Source organism: Ralstonia sp. Ralssp135 (assembly GCF_047304345.1).
GTDB lineage: Bacteria > Pseudomonadota > Gammaproteobacteria > Burkholderiales > Burkholderiaceae > Ralstonia > Ralstonia chuxiongensis.
The window spans coordinates 1-17,545 of the sequence record NZ_JBGLYZ010000061.1 but is presented as its reverse complement, the minus strand read 5'-3'; the positions used below and the strand labels follow the sequence as shown (position 1 = coordinate 17,545).

General features: G+C 64.4%; 15 protein-coding genes. 4 read left to right on the top strand and 11 right to left on the bottom strand.

All coding sequences use genetic code 11. The features are described from left to right. Positions 1–172: 172 nt before the first annotated feature. Complete coding sequence (locus ACCD03_RS24510; protein ID WP_325649994.1) at positions 173–1,474, bottom strand: MFS transporter; 1,302 nt, start codon at positions 1,472–1,474, stop codon at positions 173–175. Between the two features lie 8 nt (positions 1,475–1,482). Then, the gene (locus ACCD03_RS24505) at positions 1,483–2,721 is read right to left on the bottom strand and encodes an AGE family epimerase/isomerase (RefSeq protein ID WP_413413178.1); all 1,239 of its coding nucleotides are present in this window, start codon (positions 2,719–2,721) and stop codon (positions 1,483–1,485) included. A gap of 276 nt (positions 2,722–2,997) precedes the next feature. Here ACCD03_RS24505 and ACCD03_RS24500 point away from each other — a divergent pair, with 276 nt between their 5' ends. Further along, positions 2,998–4,611 carry a glucan biosynthesis protein gene (locus ACCD03_RS24500; RefSeq protein ID WP_413413177.1) on the top strand — a complete coding sequence of 538 codons (1,614 nt, stop codon included), beginning with the start codon at positions 2,998–3,000 and terminating at the stop codon, positions 4,609–4,611. Between the two features lie 257 nt (positions 4,612–4,868). On the opposite strand, the gene ACCD03_RS24495 is transcribed toward ACCD03_RS24500, so the two are convergent. Next, a complete protein-coding gene (locus tag ACCD03_RS24495; RefSeq protein ID WP_413413176.1) occupies positions 4,869–5,495 on the bottom strand; it encodes a DUF1415 domain-containing protein in 627 nt (208 codons plus the stop codon). A 191-nt stretch (positions 5,496–5,686) separates the two neighbouring features. Between ACCD03_RS24495 and ACCD03_RS24490 the strand changes: the two genes are divergently transcribed. Continuing rightward, entirely contained in the window at positions 5,687–6,052 is a 366-nt protein-coding gene (locus tag ACCD03_RS24490; protein ID WP_253543191.1) for a hypothetical protein, read from the top strand. Positions 6,053–6,119: 67 nt separating this feature from the next. Here ACCD03_RS24490 and glpK read toward each other — a convergent pair whose 3' ends face one another. From glpK to glpD, 8 genes are all read right to left on the bottom strand, one after another. After that, positions 6,120–7,616 (bottom strand): glycerol kinase GlpK, encoded by a 1,497-nt coding sequence (gene glpK / locus ACCD03_RS24485; protein ID WP_045205363.1) that lies wholly within the window; start codon positions 7,614–7,616, stop codon positions 6,120–6,122. Positions 7,617–7,745: 129 nt separating this feature from the next. Then, the gene (locus ACCD03_RS24480) at positions 7,746–9,482 is read right to left on the bottom strand and encodes an ABC transporter substrate-binding protein (protein WP_024977476.1); all 1,737 of its coding nucleotides are present in this window, start codon (positions 9,480–9,482) and stop codon (positions 7,746–7,748) included. A gap of 171 nt (positions 9,483–9,653) precedes the next feature. Then, a complete protein-coding gene (locus ACCD03_RS24475) occupies positions 9,654–9,935 on the bottom strand; it encodes a DUF2160 domain-containing protein (RefSeq protein ID WP_045205364.1) in 282 nt (93 codons plus the stop codon). Between the two features lie 22 nt (positions 9,936–9,957). Beyond that, on the bottom strand, positions 9,958–10,791 hold the full coding sequence (locus ACCD03_RS24470; RefSeq protein WP_027680527.1) for a carbohydrate ABC transporter permease: 834 nt from the start codon (positions 10,789–10,791) through the stop codon (positions 9,958–9,960). Beyond that, positions 10,784–11,674, bottom strand: a complete 891-nt coding sequence (locus ACCD03_RS24465; protein ID WP_413413175.1) for a carbohydrate ABC transporter permease — start codon at positions 11,672–11,674, stop codon at positions 10,784–10,786. The genes ACCD03_RS24470 and ACCD03_RS24465 overlap by 8 nt, the downstream gene beginning before the upstream one ends. Continuing rightward, complete coding sequence (locus ACCD03_RS24460) at positions 11,671–12,768, bottom strand: ABC transporter ATP-binding protein (RefSeq protein ID WP_253543183.1); 1,098 nt, start codon at positions 12,766–12,768, stop codon at positions 11,671–11,673. Before ACCD03_RS24460 ends, ACCD03_RS24465 begins: the two co-directional genes overlap by 4 nt. Then, positions 12,755–13,873: an ABC transporter ATP-binding protein gene (locus ACCD03_RS24455; RefSeq protein WP_045205368.1), complete on the bottom strand. Its 1,119-nt coding sequence runs from the start codon at positions 13,871–13,873 to the stop codon at positions 12,755–12,757. The genes ACCD03_RS24460 and ACCD03_RS24455 overlap by 14 nt, the downstream gene beginning before the upstream one ends. Before the next feature lie 64 nt (positions 13,874–13,937). Further along, positions 13,938–15,515 (bottom strand): glycerol-3-phosphate dehydrogenase, encoded by a 1,578-nt coding sequence (gene glpD, locus ACCD03_RS24450; RefSeq protein ID WP_413413174.1) that lies wholly within the window; start codon positions 15,513–15,515, stop codon positions 13,938–13,940. 143 nt (positions 15,516–15,658) lie between these two features. On the opposite strand from glpD, the gene ACCD03_RS24445 reads away from it, so the two are divergent. Together ACCD03_RS24445 and ACCD03_RS24440 are read left to right on the top strand one after the other, a co-directional pair. Further along, positions 15,659–16,432: a DeoR/GlpR family DNA-binding transcription regulator gene (locus ACCD03_RS24445; protein ID WP_253543180.1), complete on the top strand. Its 774-nt coding sequence runs from the start codon at positions 15,659–15,661 to the stop codon at positions 16,430–16,432. Between the two features lie 109 nt (positions 16,433–16,541). Continuing rightward, positions 16,542–17,399, top strand: coding sequence for a CHAD domain-containing protein (locus ACCD03_RS24440; protein WP_253543178.1), 858 nt, complete (start codon positions 16,542–16,544; stop codon positions 17,397–17,399). Positions 17,400–17,545: the final 146 nt, after the last annotated feature.

Here is a 17,545-nt window from a genome sequence, read left to right as displayed (position 1 = left end):
TTTCTTTGCTTACTTTCTTTGGCAAGACAAAGAAAGTGAGTCAGCCCCGGCAGGGGATGAAACAAGGGATGCACCACCAACAGAAAAATCCCAGCAGAAAGCCAAAAAGCACAAAGCAAAACGCCTCTCAGAGATTCCGCTCCGAGAGGCGTTCATTCATCCAAGATGCCCGTCAGGCAACAGGTGCCGTGCCCGCACCATGCTCATGCCTGCCCGCCGGCTTAACGATCGCCAGCGTGGCAATCAACCCGCACAGCGCGGCAAACGACACCCACACGCCAGGCATCGCCTTGTTGCCGGTGGTGTGGATCAGCCACGTGGCAATCGCAGGAGTGAAGCCGCCAAAGATGGCCGTGGCCAGGCTGTACGCCAGCGAGAAGCCGGTCGTGCGGACTTCCGGCGGCATGATCTCGGTGAGCGTGACGACCATCGCGCCGTTGTAGCTGCCATACAGGAACGACAGCCACAGCAGCACCGTCAGCATGCGGGCGAACGACGGTGCGGCAACCAGCCACTGCATGGCCGGGTACGCCGTCGCCAGCATCAGCACGGTAAAGAGGATCAGCAGCGGGCGGCGGCCGACGCGGTCGGAAACGGCGCCCATCACCGGCAGCCAGAAGAAGTTCGAGGCGCCCACGCACAGCGTGACGATCAGGCTGTCCATGTCGGACAGATGCAGCACGCTCTTGCCGAATGTCGGCGTGTAGGCGGTGATCAGGTAGAACGACACCGTGGTCATCACGACCATCAGCGTGCCTGCGCCCACCAGACGCCAGTTCTGGCCCATCGAGCGGAACACGGCGGCCAGGTCCGGGCGGTGCTTGCGCTTCTGGAACTCTTCCGTCTCTTGCAGCGAGCGGCGGATGATGAACAGGAACGGCACGATCAGGCAGCCGATCAGGAACGGCACGCGCCAGCCCCATGCGCTCATCTCAGACGGCGGCAGCAGGTACGACATCAGCACGCCCAAGAGCGCGGCAAACATGACGGCCACCTGCTGGCTGGCCGATTGCCAGCTCACGAAGAAGCCCTTCTTGCCCGGAGTGGCGATTTCAGCCAGGTACACCGACACACCGCCCAGCTCTACGCCGGCCGAGAAGCCCTGCAGCAACCGGCCGACTAGGACCAGCAGCGGCGCCGCCAGCCCGATGGTGGCGTAGCCCGGCACCAGCGCGATCAGCAGCGTGCCGCAGGCCATGAGCGCTAGCGTGACGATCAGGCCCGTGCGGCGGCCGTGACGGTCGATGTACGCGCCCAGGAAGATTGCGCCCAGCGGCCGCATCAGGAAGCCGGCGCCAAAGGTCACCAGCGACAGCATCAGCGAGAGGAACTCGTTGCCGGCCGGGAAGAAGGTGTCGGCAATGGCCTTGGCGTAATAGCCGTAGACCATGAAGTCGTACATCTCCAGGAAGTTGCCGCTGACCACCCGGAAGATGGTGCGGGCCTTGGATTCGTTGGGGTTGGAGGTATGCATGATGGATTTCACTCAACAGCTTGGGTACAACGCGCGGGCGAGCCGGACAGCGAACTGCGGGCCGCCTCGTAAAAAGTGGTGATGTGGTACGGCGTGCTCGACGGCATGTCGGCGCGCAGGCGCTGGCCCGCGGGGTCGATCACCTCGTTCCAGCCTTGTGCGTGCAGGAAGCGTGCCGACCACGCCGGCAGCAGGCGCGCGAGCATGGCGCCCTGCGTTTCTGTGCACAGCGCGAGGGCGCGGCCGTATTCCGTTTGTGCCCAGATGCGCTGGCTGGCATCGCGTATCGTGCCGTCCAGATTGAGTGACAGGCACACGCCCTGCGTGTCGGCATCCACGCCGTCGGCGCAGGCCGCGTCCACCGCGCGGGCGAGGCTTTCGGCCAGATGGCGGCCGGCTTCGGAGCGCGTAAAGACGTCGGCGTGTGCGCGCACGAGATAAAACCATTCGAACTGGTGACCGGGTTCGATGCGGTTGTCGGTGCTGGCCTCGTCAACCGGCAGCTCGGCGATGCTGCCCGTGCGCGTGTCGATGAAGCGCGCGAGGATGCCTTCAGCCAGCGTGTGCACGCCGGCCTCGGCCCAGGCGGGCGGTTCGTCCAGCGCGGCGGCGGCCAGGTAGGCCTCGGTCAGATGCATCACGGGGTTCTGCGCGACACCGGTCAGCGTGGTGCTGAACGTGCCGTCCATGGATGCGACCGGCAGCGGTTTGGCCCCGGCCCGCGCGAAGCTGCGCGCGATCACATCGTGCGCGTCGTGCATCAGCGCGGCGGCACGCGGGTCTTCGCTCACGGCCAGCCAATGTGCGGCGGCAAACAGCACGAAGGCGTGCGTGTACAGATCCTTGGTGGTGTCGTGCGGGGCCAGCGCGCTGTCGATCGCAAACAGCCAGCCACCGTGGATCGTGTCGCGAAAGCGCGTGTCCAGCGCATGGCACAGCGCGGCGGCACGTTCGGCGCAGAGATCGCGGTGGCGCTTGGAGAGCTGCGTGGCGCGCGCGAAGGTATACAACTGCCGTGCACATGCCATCGCCCGGTACCGCGCGGTTGATGCCGGCACCAGCGCGCCGTTGTCGACGACGAGCGCCTCATAGCAGAGACCGGCCTGCGCGTTCCAGCCCGGGCCGAGCCACATGGGCAGCAGAACGTCGTCGTAATAGCGGCCGAATGATTCCAGGGCAGCCGCAATGTCAGCGGTCAGTTCGGTGGCCGTATCGGGCAGCGGGGGCGTGGAGGATTGTGAAAGCATGTGCGCCGTGATGATCGTGGCGGGCATCGACCTGTCTTAGCCAGGCCGATTGCTCGGATCTGTTCTGTTCACCATAGGCGACGTACATGCGTTGTACATGTGAACAGACCCGGGATTGTGCTCTAACTGGCTGCCCCGCGCCACGCACAACCGGTCCAATCCCGGTCACGGCACAGGGTTGTGGGTCCAATGAAAGGTTTTTACCGGATGCTGCCCGGGCGTGGGTTGTGCGAAGATGAATCATCCCTGGCTCACCCCCTGGTCCTGCCCCGATCCATGCACCGTCGCGACCTGCTCAAGCAGTTGGCCGCCGGGCTGCTTGCCCTGGCTCCTGGTTTGTCCCGCAGTGCCGCGCCCGGCTCCGCCGCTGGCGCCGCCGAACCGTTTGACGAAGCGCGCCTGCTGGCGCGTGCCCGAGCCTTGGCGGCGCGGCCATACCGGCCTCGCAGCACGCAGTTGCCCCCGCCACTGGCCGCACTCGGCTGGGACGGCTACCAATCCATCGGCTATCGCCGCGATCACGCCCTGTGGGCGGGGCAGCACTTGCCTTTTGAGGCCAAGTTCTTCCACCTGGGGCTGTTCTTCAAGTCGGCCGTGCAGATGCACGAGGTGGTCGACGGCCAAGCTCGCTTGATCGCCTACGACCCCGCCATGTTCGATTACGGCAAGAGCGGGCTGGATCATCAGGCGCTGCCGGCCGATCTCGGTTTTGCCGGCTTTCGGCTGACCACCAAGGCGGACCCGACGCGCGATGTGGCCGCTTTTCTGGGCGCCAGCTACTTTCGCGCGGTCGGCGGGCAGTGGCAGTACGGCATGTCGGCGCGGGGGCTGGCGATCGATACCGGCCTGCCCCGAGCAGAAGAGTTTCCGGACTTCACTGAATTCTGGCTGGTGCGCCCGGCCGCCGACGCCGATACGTTGCGCGTTTATGCGTTGCTCGATTCCCCAAGCGTGGCGGGCATCTACCGCTTCGACATCCGCCCCGGCGACACGCTGGTGATGGAGGTGGCCGTCACGCTTTACGTGCGCAAGCCGATCGAGCGCCTGGGCATCGCGCCGCTGACGAGCATGTTCCTCTACGGCGAGAACGACCGCACCGACCGCGCCGGCGATCGCCATAGCGCCGCGCGCCGCTGGCGGGCATCAGACTGGCGCCCAGAAATTCATGATTCCGACGGCCTGGCAATCTGGCGCGGCTCGGGCGAGTGGGTTTGGCGGCCGCTGGCCAATCCGCCCATGCTGCGCAGTCAGCGCTTTGCCGACGACAGCCCGCGCGGCTTTGGCCTGCTGCAGCGCGATCGCAATCCCGATCATTACCAGGATGACGGCGTGTTCTACGAGAAGCGCCCGAGCGTCTGGGTGGAGCCCACGCACGACTGGGGTGAGGGCGCGGTCGAATTGGTGGAACTGTCGGCCAACGATGAAACCTTCGACAACATCGTCGCGTTCTGGCGGCCGGCCGTGGCGCCGCATGCAGGGCAGGAGCTGGCGTTCGGCTATCGGCTGACGTGGGGCGCGCAGCCTGCGGCGGCCTCGCCGCTCGCGCGGGTGGTGGCCACGCGCGCGGGCATTGGCGGCGTGGTGGGGCAGCCGCGCAAATACTTCTCGTGGCGGTTTGTGGTGGACTTTGCCGGTGGGGAGTTGTCGCGGCTGGGCCGCAGCACCGCGGGGTCGACCGTGGAGCCGGTCATCCGAGCCTCGCGTGGGCGGGTAGAGATTGCCTCGGCGCGGCCGCTGGCGAGCATCGACGGTGTCCGGGCGATGTTTGATGTGGTGCCGGATGCCAGCAATGCGCCGATTGAGTTGTTGCTGACGTTGCAGTCGGGGGAGCGGTTGCTGTCTGAGACTTGGGCGTATCAGTGGACGCCGCCGGCGGATCGGGCGGTTTGATTCTTTGGCTTGCGCGCTTGATTGATTCGGCTGGTGCATCCCTTGTTTCATCCCCTGCCGGGGCTGACTCCCTTTCTTTGTCTTGCCAAAGAAAGTAAGCAAAGAAAGGCGCGCCCGAGATGGCGACCCATCCCTTGAATTTATGTCGCGGGAACGGAAGGGAGGCAAACTCGCTGCGCTCAGACAGGCCTCCCTTCTTTTTCCTCCCCGCAACAGACATTCAAGGCGCCATCTAGGGCAGGGGACGGCCAAACCGTCTAGTCGCGGGGTGGTGTCTTGCTGAACTTCGCAGCCATTTCTGCCCAGCCTTCTGCGCCCAGCTTTTCCATCGTCGCGATATTTCGTTCGTAGATGTCCGCTGGGTCGGGTACGGCTGCGGCGGCGCGGGCGATGCTGTCTTCGCGCAGCAGATGCAGGATCGGGACGGGAGCGCGATTGGTGGCATTGGCGATGTCGTTTGGGTCGGCATCGGCGAAGACGAAATCGGGGTGGAAGCTTGCCAGTTGCAGCTCACCTTCGTAGCCAGCCTTGGCGAGCACGGATTCGGCACGCTCCGTGAGCGAGTGGAAATCGAGGAAGTCAGCCAGGGCCGGGACGATCAGCAGCGTGGTGTCGATCTGTACGGCGGGGGTGGCGTGCAGCAGATCGGCTTCGGCACGCAGGTGGTCGAGCACGTCGCCGTCCATCGTCGCGCGGCTGACGGCGTATCGAACCTGCTGTTTGACATGCACGGCCTTGGCGAAGGGGCACAGGTTCAGGCCGATGACGGCGTCTTCGAGCCAGCGCTGCACGCGCGCAACATGGTGGGCTGCGTCATCCGCATTCAGGGGCAGCGCATCGGCGGGCGGATCAAGCAGGACGAAATCAGGGGCGTGATTGGACACGGCGCACAGGAGGTATGAGATAGCGCGCAGTGTAGTCGATGGCCTGGGAGCGCTTCTTGCGACGGGATGGGTGTTGTGATTTGCAACGTCCGGCGTGCGCCGTTGATGTGCGCCGAGATCACTTCGGGTGCTTCGCACGCCGCTTATGTGGTCAGTCCATTCCGTGTTTTTGTAAAAGAAGGAGCCCAACCATGATTGAACTGCGCCTGAAAACCGCCCTCGCCGTGGCCGCCACGTTTGCTGCGTCGGCTGCTTTCGCACAGATGACGCCGGCACCGCAGACTTCACCGCAGACCACCGGCACCGTGCAGGCCGCCCCGCAAGGTGGGCCGGCCGCCTCGTCGTCTGACCCGCTGGTGCAGAAGCGCATTGACGACAAGGCCGCCAGCGACGAATACAAGGCTCGCAAGTCCGACGCCAAGGCCGCGTACAAGGAAGAGAAGAAGGCCGCCAAGGCCAACCGCAAGGCCGAGAAGAAGGAAGCCCGCGCCAAGCGCAAGGAAGCCATGAGCGAACAAGGCGGCCCTGCCCAGACGCCGAGTAGCGAAGGCAAGTAAGCCGCCGGCCGAGCCATGAAAAAAGGCGATCCGAGGGTCGCTTTTTTTCTGCCCGCTGGCTTTGCGTTCAGTGCCCGCGCGTTGTCGGCAGGCGGACCTGCGCGACGGCCATTTCCCACTGGGCGATGCGATGCGCAGCCTCATCGCGGCTGATGACGGGGTGGAACGTACGCGAAGCGCGCCATTGCTGGGCGACTTCGTCTTCCCCCTGGTAGAAGCCGGTGGCGATGCCGGCCAGGTAGGCCGCGCCCAGGGCTGTGGTTTCGATGATCTCCGGGCGCACCACCGGAATGCCGAGCAAATCGGCCTGGAACTGCAGCAGCAGGTTGTTGGCCGAGGCGCCGCCATCGACGCGCAGTTCCGAGATGGTGGAGACGGCATCGCGCGTCATGGCTTGCAGCAGGGCGGTGCTCTGGAAGGCGATGGATTCCAGCGCCGCGCGCGCGATGTGGCCAATTGTCGTGCCGCGTGACAGGCCGACGATGGCGCCTTGCGCGGTTGGGTCCCAGTACGGCGCGCCGAGGCCCGTGAACGACGGCACGAACACCACCCCGCCGGAATCGGGCACCGAGGCGGCCAGGCCTTCGACGTCGGCGGAGCGCTGGATGGCACGCAGGCCGTCGCGCAGCCACTGCACGACCGCGCCGCCGACGAACACGCTACCCTCCAGCGCGTAGCTGCGCTTCGGGCCGCTCTGGCAGGCCGCCGTGCTGATCAGGCCGTTGTGCGATTGCACCGCCTTGTCGCCGGTGTTGAGCAGCATGAAACAGCCGGTGCCGTAGGTGTTCTTGGCCATGCCCGGCTTGAAGCAGGCCTGGCCGAACAGGGCCGATTGTTGGTCGCCGGCAATGCCGCCGATGGTGAGCGAGGCGCCGAGCCAGTCGGCATCGGTCTGCCCAAACTGATACGCGGACGGATGCACCTCGGGCAACAGGCTCGGGTGAATGTCCAGCGCGCGCATGAGGTCTGCGTCCCATTCGCCGGTATGGATGTTCCACAGCATCGTGCGGGATGCGTTCGACACGTCGGTCACATGGAGGCGGCCGCGCGTGAGTTGCCACACCAGCCAGCTGTCGATGGTGCCGAAGGCGAGTTCGCCACGCGCGGCGCGCTCGCGGGCGCCATCCACGTGGTCGAGAATCCAGCGCAGCTTGGTGGCGGAAAAATACGGGTCGATGATCAGGCCAGTGCGCTTGCGCACCTCGTCTTCCAGGCCCTCGGCGCGCAGGCGCTCGCAGATGGATTCCGTGCGGCGGTCCTGCCAGACGATGGCGTTGAAGATCGGTTTGCCCGTGGCGCGTTCCCACACCATGGTGGTTTCGCGCTGGTTGGTGATGCCCAGCGCAGCCATGTCGGCGGCGGAGAGCTTCGCTTGTTCGAGTGCCGCGCGGCAGGTGGCGAGCTGGCTGTTCCAGATGTCGAACGGATCATGCTCGACCCAGCCGGGCTGCGGAAAATGCTGGGGAAACTCCTGCTGGGCGCTGGCGACGATCTGGCCGGCGCGATTGAAGACGATGGCGCGTGAGCTGGACGTGCCCTGGTCGAGCGCGAGGAGGTATTCCATAAGGCAGAGTCTGATGACTGTCGGGCAACGTCAGCGTGTGGCCTGCCCGACAGTGGATGAAACGGAAACAAGCATGTTAGCCCGCAGGTGGCCGTCGTCAAAGACCGGCGCCCCGCGGGCTGCGCGTGATCAGCGCACCTTGCCAGCCTTCCATGCGGCGAGCAGCTTGTCGTAGGCCACCGTCTCACCCTTCGGACGCTCGTTGTCGAGCTTCTTCCACGGGGCGTGTTCGGTCGACAGCCACTTCGACGGATCGCTTTCCGGGTTCAGCTTCGGCGCGCAGTTCTTCATGCCGGCGCGCTGCAGGCGACCCATCACCTGGTCCATTTCCTTGGCCAGGTTGTCCATCGCGCCTTGCGGGGTCTTTTCGCCCGTGACGGCCGTGGCGACGTTCTTCCACCAGAGCTGTGCCAGCTTCGGATAGTCGGGCACGTTGTTGCCGGTCGGCGTCCAGGCCACGCGGGCCGGGCTGCGGTAGAACTCGATCAGGCCGCCGTACTTGGCTGCGTTCTTGGTGAAGTAGTCGCTGTGGATATCGGAGTCACGAATGAACGTGAGGCCCGTGATCGACTTCTTGAGCGACACGGTCTTCGACGTGACGAACTGCGCGTACAGCCACGCGGCCGAGCGGCGCTCGAACGGGGTGGACTTGAAGAACGTCCACGAGCCGACGTCCTGGTAGCCATTCTGCATGCCGTCTTTCCAGTACGGGCCGTGTGGCGACGGTGCCATGCGCCACTTCGGCGAGCCGTCAGCGTTGACGACCGGGCCCGGCTTGGTCATCGGCGCGGTGAAGGCGCTGTACCAGAACACCTGCTGGGCGATGTGGCCTTGTGCGGGCACCGGGCCGGCTTCGTTGAAGGTCATGCCGGTGGCTTCGGGCGGCGCGTACTTCTTCATCCAGTCGATGTACTTGGTGAGCGCGTACACCGCGGCCGGGCTGTTGGTGGCACCACCGCGCGACATCGAGGCGCCCACCGGAGCGCAGCCTTCCACGCGAATGCCCCATTCGTCGACCGGCAGGCCGTTCGGGATGCCCTTGTCGGCGGAGCCGGCCATCGACAGCCACGCATCGGTAAAGCGCCAGCCGAGCGACGGATCCTTCTTGCCGTAATCCATGTGGCCGTAGACGCGCTTGCCGTCCAGCTCCTTCACGTCGTTCGTGAAGAAGTTGGCGATGTCTTCATAGGCCGTCCAGTTGACGGGCACGCCCAGGTCGTAGCCGTATTTGGCCTTGAACTTGTCCTGCAGGTCCTTGCGGGCGAACCAGTCGGCGCGGAACCAGTACAGGTTGGCGAACTGCTGGTCCGGCAGCTGATACAGCTTGCCGTCAGACGCGGTGGTGAAGCTCGTGCCGATGAAGTCCTTCAGGTCCAGGCCCGGGTTGGTGAATTCCTTGCCTTCGCCGGCCATGTAATCCGACAGCGGCATCACCACGCCATAGCGGTAGTGCGTGCCGATCAGGTCGGAGTCGGAGATCCAACCGTCATAGATGCTCTTGCCCGACTGCATCGAGGTCTGCAGTTTTTCGACGACATCGCCTTCCTGCATGATGTCGTGCTTGACCTTGATGCCGGTGATTTCTTCGAAGGCCTTGGCCAGCGTCTTCGATTCATACGCGTGCGTGTCGAGCGTTTCCGACACGACGTGGATCTCGGTCACGCCCTTGGCCTTGAGCTTGGCTGCGGCGTCGATGAACCACTTCATTTCCGCCATCTGCTTGTCTTGCGACAGCGTGCTGGGCTGGAATTCGCTGCTGATCCACTTCTTGGCTTCGGCTTCGCCGGCATGGGCTGCGCCGACTGCCAGGGCGCTCGCCAGTGCAATGGCACTGATTTGGAGCGTCATGCGCCAGGATGTTTTCATTGATATCTCCTCGTGCTTGTTGGCTTGTTGTTCTCCCCGCAGCGAAAACATCCGGCATTCCGACGCGGGGAGCGTGATGGAATGCCTGTGCCCGTACGTCAATTTGGGCGTGGAAGCATCAACGCGTGCCGATGCCCCCGGACTTGCAAATTCAAGTACATCGATGGCGCATCAGCCGCGCCACATCACGATCGCCAGCACCACCATCGAGGCGATGAAGCCGCCCCAGGCGCTCGTCTCTTCTGAGGTGAGGCCGACCCACGCCAGGTTGATATAGGCCGCGGTCAGCAGGCCGATGAAGAGGCGGTCGCCGCGCGTGGTGGCAATGGGCAGGAAGCCCTTGCGCTCCACGGTCGGCCGAACGACCTCCCACACCGTCATACTGGCCAGCATCAATGCGATGCAGCCGAAGAAGATCGCCACTTCGGGCGTCCAGGCCATCCAGCTGAACATGGCTGTGTCTCCCGTTTTTGTTTTAGACGCGGCCCATCGCAAAACCCTTTGCGATGTAGTTCCGCACAAACCAGATCACCAGCGCGCCGGGAATGATCGTCAGGACACCGGCCGCAGCCAGCACGCCCCAATCCATGCCCGAGGCCGACACCGTGCGCGTCATCACAGCGGTGATGGGTTTGGCATCGACCGAGGTAAGCGTGCGCGCGAGCAGCAACTCCACCCAGCTGAACATGAAGCAGAAGAACGCCGTCACGCCCACGCCGGCCTTGATGAGCGGCAGGAAGATCTTCAGGAAGAACTTGGGGAAGCTGTAGCCGTCGATGTAGGCGGTCTCGTCAATCTCGCGCGGGATGCCTGACATGAAGCCTTCGAGAATCCACACCGCCAGCGGCACGTTGAACAGCATGTGCGCCAGGGCCACGCCCAGGTGGGTGTCCATCAGGCCGACCGTCGAATACAGCTGGAAGAACGGCAGCAGAAACACCGCAGGCGGCGTCATGCGGTTCGTCAGCAGCCAGAAGAACATGTGCTTGTCGCCCAGGAAGCGGTAGCGCGAGAAGGCGTAGGCCGCCGGCAGCGCCACCACGGTCGAGAGCACCGTGTTCATCGTCACGTAGATGATGGAGTTGATGTAACCCCAGTACCACGACGGGTCGGTGAAGATGATCTTGTAGTTGTCGAACGTGACGAGCTTCGGCCAGATCGAGAAGCCGGCCAGCGTCTCCTCGTTGGTCTTGAGCGACATGCTCAACATCCAGTACAGCGGCAGCACGGCAAATGCCACATACACCGCCAGCGTGATCGCGCGAGCAATCTTGCGCTTGTGCTCGTTGTTGTTGTTCTGCTTAGGCATGGTCGTCTCCCACGGCCGTGCTGGCGCTGCCCATGCGCTGCATCCAGTTGTAGAGGACGAAGCAGAACAGCAGGATGATGAGGAAGTACACGATCGAGAATGCCGCCGCCGGGCCCAGGTCGAACTGGCCGACCGCCTTCTGCGTCAGGTACTGCGAGAGGAACGTCGTGGCATTGCCGGGGCCGCCGCCGGTCAGCACGAACGGCTCGGTGTAGATCATGAAGCTGTCCATGAAGCGCAGCAGCACGCCGATCATCAGCACGCCGCGCATCTTCGGCAACTGGATGTAGCGGAACACGGCCAGGCGGCTGGCGCCGTCAATCTCCGCTGCCTGGTAGAACGCATCCGGAATCGAGCGCAGCCCGGCATACGCCAGCAGCGCTACCAACGGCGTCCAGTGCCACACGTCCATGATCAGCACGGTGATCCACGCATCGAACGAGTGCGACGTGTAGTTGTAGTCGATCCCCATCTCGTTGAGCCAGTAGCCAGCCAAGCCGATATCGGAGCGCCCGAAGATCTGCCAGATCGTGCCAACCACGTTCCAGGGAATCAGCAGCGGCATGGCGAGCACCACCAGTGCGGCCGAAGCCTTCCAGCCCTTGGATGGCATCGACAGCGCCAGGCCGATGCCCAGCGGAATCTCCACGGCCAGCACGCACAGCGAGAAGATCAGCTGGCGCGTGAGCGCGTCCTGCAGATCGCTGTCGCGCAGGATCTGGCGGAACCAGTCGACGCCCACGAACACGTGCTGCTCGGGGCTGATGATGTCCTGCACCGAGTAGTTCACCACCGTCATTAGCGGCAGGATGGCGGAGAACGCCACACACAGGAACACCGGCAGGATCAGGAACCACGCCTTGTTGTTGAACGGCTTGTTCATCGGCCGATCCTCTCGTCATTGCTGTAGTACAGGGTCTGCGGCGCATCCAGGCGCAGCCATACGCGCGATTCGGTGATGCCCACTTCATTCGGCAGCTTCGCCTTGATGGGCAGGCCGCCGGCCTCGCCCAGGCTGGCCGTCAGCAGCTGGTGCGTACCCAGTTGCTGCACCTGATGCACGTTGGCCGCCACGGTGCCGACTTCACCAGGCGCCGCGAGCTGCACGAATTCCGGGCGGATGCCGAGCTTGAGTGAACCGTTTGCGTTCTTGAGCGTGGCAAGCGTGTCGCGCCCCACAGACAGACGCTGATCGCCCAGCGCGATCACATCGCCATCCACCGTCACCGGGTAGAGGTTCATGCCCGGGCTGCCGATGAAGTAGCCCACGAATGTGTGGTCCGGCCGCTCGAACAGCGCTTCCGGCCCGCCTTGCTGGACGACCTTGCCTTCGGTCATGACGACCACCTCGTCGGCAAAGGTCAGCGCCTCCACCTGATCGTGTGTCACGTAGATCAGCGTGAGCTTGAGCTGCTGGTGAATCTTCTTGAGCTGGCGACGCAGTTGCCACTTCAGGTGCGGGTCGATGACGGTGAGCGGCTCGTCGAACAGGATGGCCGCCACGTCCTTGCGCACCAGGCCGCGGCCCAGCGAGATCTTCTGCTTGGCGTCGGCAGCCAGGCCTGAGGCGCGGCGCTTGAGCGCGTGCTGCAGCTCGAGAATCTCGGCCACTTCCTCCACGCGCTTCTTCACTTCGGCTTCGGGCGTCTTGCGGTTGCGCAGCGGGAAGGCAAGGTTGTCGAACACCGTCATCGTGTCGTAGATGACCGGGAACTGGAACACCTGCGCGATGTTGCGCTCGCGCGGCGTTGCGTGCGTGACGTCGCGATCGTCAAACAGCACCTGGCCTTCGGACGGCGTCAGCAGCCCGGAGATGATGTTCAGCAGCGTGGACTTGCCGCAGCCCGACGGGCCCAGCAGCGCGTATGCACCGCCGTCGCGCCAAGTCATGTTCATCGGCTGCAGCGCGTAGTCGTTCAGGTTTTGCGGATTCGGGCGGTAGCTGTGCCCCAGGTTGCGGAATTCAATGCGCGCCATGTGCGCCTCCCTGCTTGGGCGCGCTCACCAGCTTGCCCGCATCGTCGAACAGGAACAGTTCGGCCGGATCGACAAACACATCCAGCGCCGCGCCGAGTTCGAACTCGTGCACGCCGGGCAGCTGCGCGACCAGGCCAATCGTGTTCGACTGGCCGGCGGCATGCGCACGCACGTGCAGATAGGTTTCGGAGCCAGACAACTCGGCCAGTTCCACCGTGCCCGGCAGGGCAACCGCGCCGTCGTTGCGCGGCGCCAGACGGATGTGGCTCGGACGCAGGCCGATGCGGCAGCGCGTGCCGGCCGCCATCGGCAGCGGGCGCGTCCACGCAACGTCAATGCCTTGGGGCAGCCGGATTTGGTTGCCCTCAACCACGGTGGCGTCCAGCACGTTCATCGGCGGGTCGTTAAAGATGGCTGCCGCGTTGACCGACACCGGCACTTCGTACATGTCGAGCGTCGGGCCATCCTGCAGCACGCGGCCTTCATGCATGACGACGGTGTGGCCGCCCAGCAGCAGCGCTTCCTGCGGCTCGGTGGTGGCGTAGACGACGGTCGTGCCGCCGTCGGCAAAGAGCGATGCCAGCTCGGCACGCAGTTCTTCGCGCAGCTTGTAGTCGAGGTTGACGAGCGGTTCGTCCAGCAGCACCAGCGGCGCACGCTTGACGAGTGCCCGGGCCAGCGCGCAACGCTGCTGCTGTCCGCCGGACAGCTCCGCCGGCAGGCGCTGCAGCAGGTGTTCGATGTGCAGCTTGGCCGCAACGGCACGCACACGCGTGTCGATCTCGCCCTTGTTGGTGCCCTGCAGACGCAGCGGCGAGGCGATGTTGTCGTACACCGTCATCGCCGGGTAGTTGATGAATTGTTGGTACACCATCGCCAGATTGCGATCGCGTACCCCCACGCCCGTCACGTCCTTACCGTCGACCAGGACGCGGCCGGTGGTCGGCCGGTCCAACCCGGCCATGATGCGCATCAACGTGGTTTTGCCGGCTTGCGTCGGCCCCAGCAGCACGTTGATGGCGCCGGGCGCCAGCCGCAGGCTGGTCGGGTACAGGTGCGTCTGCGCCCCGACCATGGCCGTAACCTGGTCCAGTTCCAGAATCAATTGTTGTCTCCCGTCTTACTGCTTTGATTTCTTGATGTCTTGGCTCGCGCGCCGGCCCGGTGCGTCAGGGCGCGCGTTCCGCAACTGGCGTGGTCTCGCCTTCCGGCAGATGCCGCGCCAGCCAGCCTTCCAGGCGGCTGCGGTCGGCATCGCTGGCGTGCAGGCCCAGCTTGGTCCGCCGCCACAGGATGTCCTGCGCCGTGCGGGCCCATTCGTGTTCGATCAGATAGTGGATTTCGGCTTCGTACAGCCCGGGCGTCACTTCGGCGCCCAGCTCTTCCAGCCGGGTGGCGCCAGCCAGCATCGTGTTCAGGCGCGTGCCGTACTGGTGCGCATAGCGCATCGCAAGCTGGGTCGGCAGCCACGGCAAACGTTTTTGCAAACGCGTCACAAAATCGTCGAAGGTGTATTCGGCAACCAACTGCCCCGGCGCTTCCAGATCGCCGCCCGGCAGCGATGCGGTGGCCGTCCACGAAGGCTTGCCGGCCAGCGGCAAATGCGGGGCCAGTTGGTCCAGCGCTTCTTCGGCCAGCTTGCGGTAGGTCGTGATCTTGCCGCCCCACACGTTGACGAGCGGTGCGCTGATGCCGTCGGCGCCGGTTTCGCATTCGACCAGGTAATCGCGCGTGATGGCCGAAGCGTTGGCGGCGCTATCGTCCAGCAGCGGGCGCACACCCGAGTAGCTCCACACCACGTCGGCCGGCGTCAGCTGCTGGGTGAAATAGCGGCTGGCCATTTCGCATAGGTATTGGATTTCGCCCGCGTCGATGGCCACTTGGTCCACCGAGCCCTTGTATTCCAGATCCGTCGTGCCAATCAGCGTGAATTCATTCTGGTACGGAATCGCAAACACGATCCGCCCGTCCGGGTTCTGAAAGATATAAGCGAACGGGTGGTTGAACATCCTCCGCACGACGATGTGGCTGCCCTTGATCAGGCGCAGGCCGCGCGTGCTCGGCAGCGCGTGCGCAGAGCGGGCGAACTCCGCCGCCCACGGCCCGGCGGCATTGACGATCGCTTTGGCGCGCACGGAGCGGATGCCGTCCGGGCCAGCCAGCGACGCATGCCAGCCATCGGCGCGGCGCTCGGCGTTCAGACAGCGCGTGCGGGTGAAAATCTGCGCCCCGCGGTCTGCCGCGTCGCGCGCGTTGAGCACCACCAGGCGGGCGTCGTCCACCCAGCCATCGGAATAGACGAAACCGCGCGTGTAGCCTGCCTTGAGCGGCTTACCCGCCGGATGCTGGGCGAGCTTGATGGATTCCGAACCGGGCAGAAAGCGCCGGCGCGCCAGATGGTCATAGAGGAAGAGGCCCGCGCGGATCATCCACGCCGGGCGTTGCGCGGCGTCGTGCGGCATCACGAAACGCAGCGGCCACATGATGTGCGGCGCCATGCGCAGCAGCACCTCGCGCTCTTGCAAGGCCTTGCGCACCAGGCTGAATTCGTAATATTCGAGGTAGCGCAGCCCGCCGTGGATCAGCTTGGTTGAGGCCGAAGAGGTGTGCTGGGCCAGGTCGTCTTTTTCACACAAGACCACCGACAGGCCACGGCCCACGGCATCCCGGGCGATTCCCACGCCGTTGATGCCGCCTCCGACCACCAGCAGATCACAGTCCAGATGCGACGCGTCAGTGAGTTGCATGGGTTGGAATCTGTTGATTTGCGCGTCTTTTCTTGCGAATAGTGACGCGTTGGCGGATAGTTTAGTGAAGGGCGAAAATAAAGCAACATAGGGGATCGCCTAATTCGCTCACATATGTTCGTTTATGTTCGTTTCGTGACTTGATGCTTCCGCGACACCGCCAGATCCTCGAATACGTCCGCCAGCACGGCGATGCCTCCGTCGATGCGCTCGCCCGTGTGCTGGGCGTCACGACGCAAACCATTCGCCGCGATATTCGGCAGCTCGAAGACGAGCGCCTGCTCGCGCGTTACCACGGCGGCGTCGGCCTGCCATCGTCGGTCGAGAACATCGATTACGACCAGCGCCAAGTCCTGCACATCGACGCCAAGCGCCGCATCGCCGAAGTCGTCGCGCGCCATGTCGAGCCCGGCCGCTCGCTCATCATCAATATCGGAACCACCACCGAAGAGGTTTCCAAGGCGCTCGTCGGCCAGAACGGGCCACGCGGCCTGCGCGTCATCACCAACAACCTGAACGTCGCGTCGATCCTCTCTGGCAGCCCGGAGGCCGAAGTCATCGTCGCCGGTGGCCTCGTGCGCAACCGCGACCGCGGCATCGTCGGCGAGGCCACGATCGACTTCATGAAGCAGTTCCGCGTCGACATCGGCATCATCGGCGTCTCCAGCATTGACGAAGACGGCACGCTGCTCGACTACGACTACCGTGAAGTGCGGGTCGCCCAGGCCATCATCGAGCAGTCGCGCGAAGTCTGGCTCGTCGCCGATCACTCCAAGTTCGGCCGCCGCGCCGTCGTCCGTCTGGGCCATGTCTCGCAGATCGACAAGTTCTTCACCGACGTCCCGGTGCCCGAGCCGATGGCCGAAGTCTTCCGGGCTGCAGAGGTCGACGTGATCGTCGCCAGCGAAACGCTCTGACGTTTGATCTGGCGCTTCTGCAGTCTTCGCCTCGTCGACTACAGTGAAATGACAAGGCGCGCACCTTGCGAGCCGCTCTGTCATCCAGACTCGTCATACGGGGAGCATCGTGAGCGAGCACTCACATGCGGCAATCCTTTCGATCTTCGCGGGCATCGTCACCGAGCACATCGCTGCTCTGCGCGATGCCCTCGCCAGGCTGGTCGCCCCGAGCCCCAGCGAAGAAGATCTCCATCAATTCCGAGTCACGCTGCGCCGCCTACGTTCGGCGTGGGTGACGTTCGCGCCGGTATTGCCGCCCAGCTTTGCCGCGGAGTGGAAACCTCGCCTGCGTGCGCTTGCCGCATCAACTGGTCCTGTGCGCGAATGGGATGTGCTGCTTTCCGATTGGCTTCCCGCAGCTCAGCAGTTCTTATCTAATGACGACGAGGTAGGGCGGGCGTGGTTGGACAGGGCGCTGACGAAGTCCAAAGAGGCGCGCAATCGAGCCTGGGAAGAGTTGAGAGCTGAGCTGGCGTCGCCTGATGTGGCGGAAACGCTGCTCGAACTGGAGCGTGCGGTCGCGGCATTTCATATAGAGGGCAAGTCGGAGGGGCATCCCCGTTTCGCTCGCGCCCAGGCCCGGGCGCTCAGAAAGAAGCTGATCCGTCGCGGCCGCCACCCTAAGCGGTCGTCCGCACCACGGCTGCATCGCGCCCGCATCGCCGCCAAGCAGTGGCGCTATCTATATGAAGCGTTCTATCCGGCGCTGGGGGCCCACGCAGCCAAGCGCTACCGCAATCATTTGCGCAAATTGCAAGACGCCTTGGGCGAGGTGCACGATGCGAGTGTTGCTCTGGATTGCGTTGTCGACATACTCGGTGCGCCGCCGCTGTCCATAGTGAACGTCTTTCACAAGCGCGCCAGCGGCGCGCGGAGCCGGGCAGCCAAGGGTCTGCGATGGATGCGGTCTCACAAGGCGCCGTAACCCTTGGGAAAGTGCAAAAAGACCCCGCAATAAGAAAGGGCTTGCACTGTTCGAAAAACCCGCCTATAGTTCGCCCCTCGCTGCAAAACACAGCGCCGAAACGCAGGTTGAGGCGGTGGAGTTTGGTGGTGGAGAAGCAAGGTTGG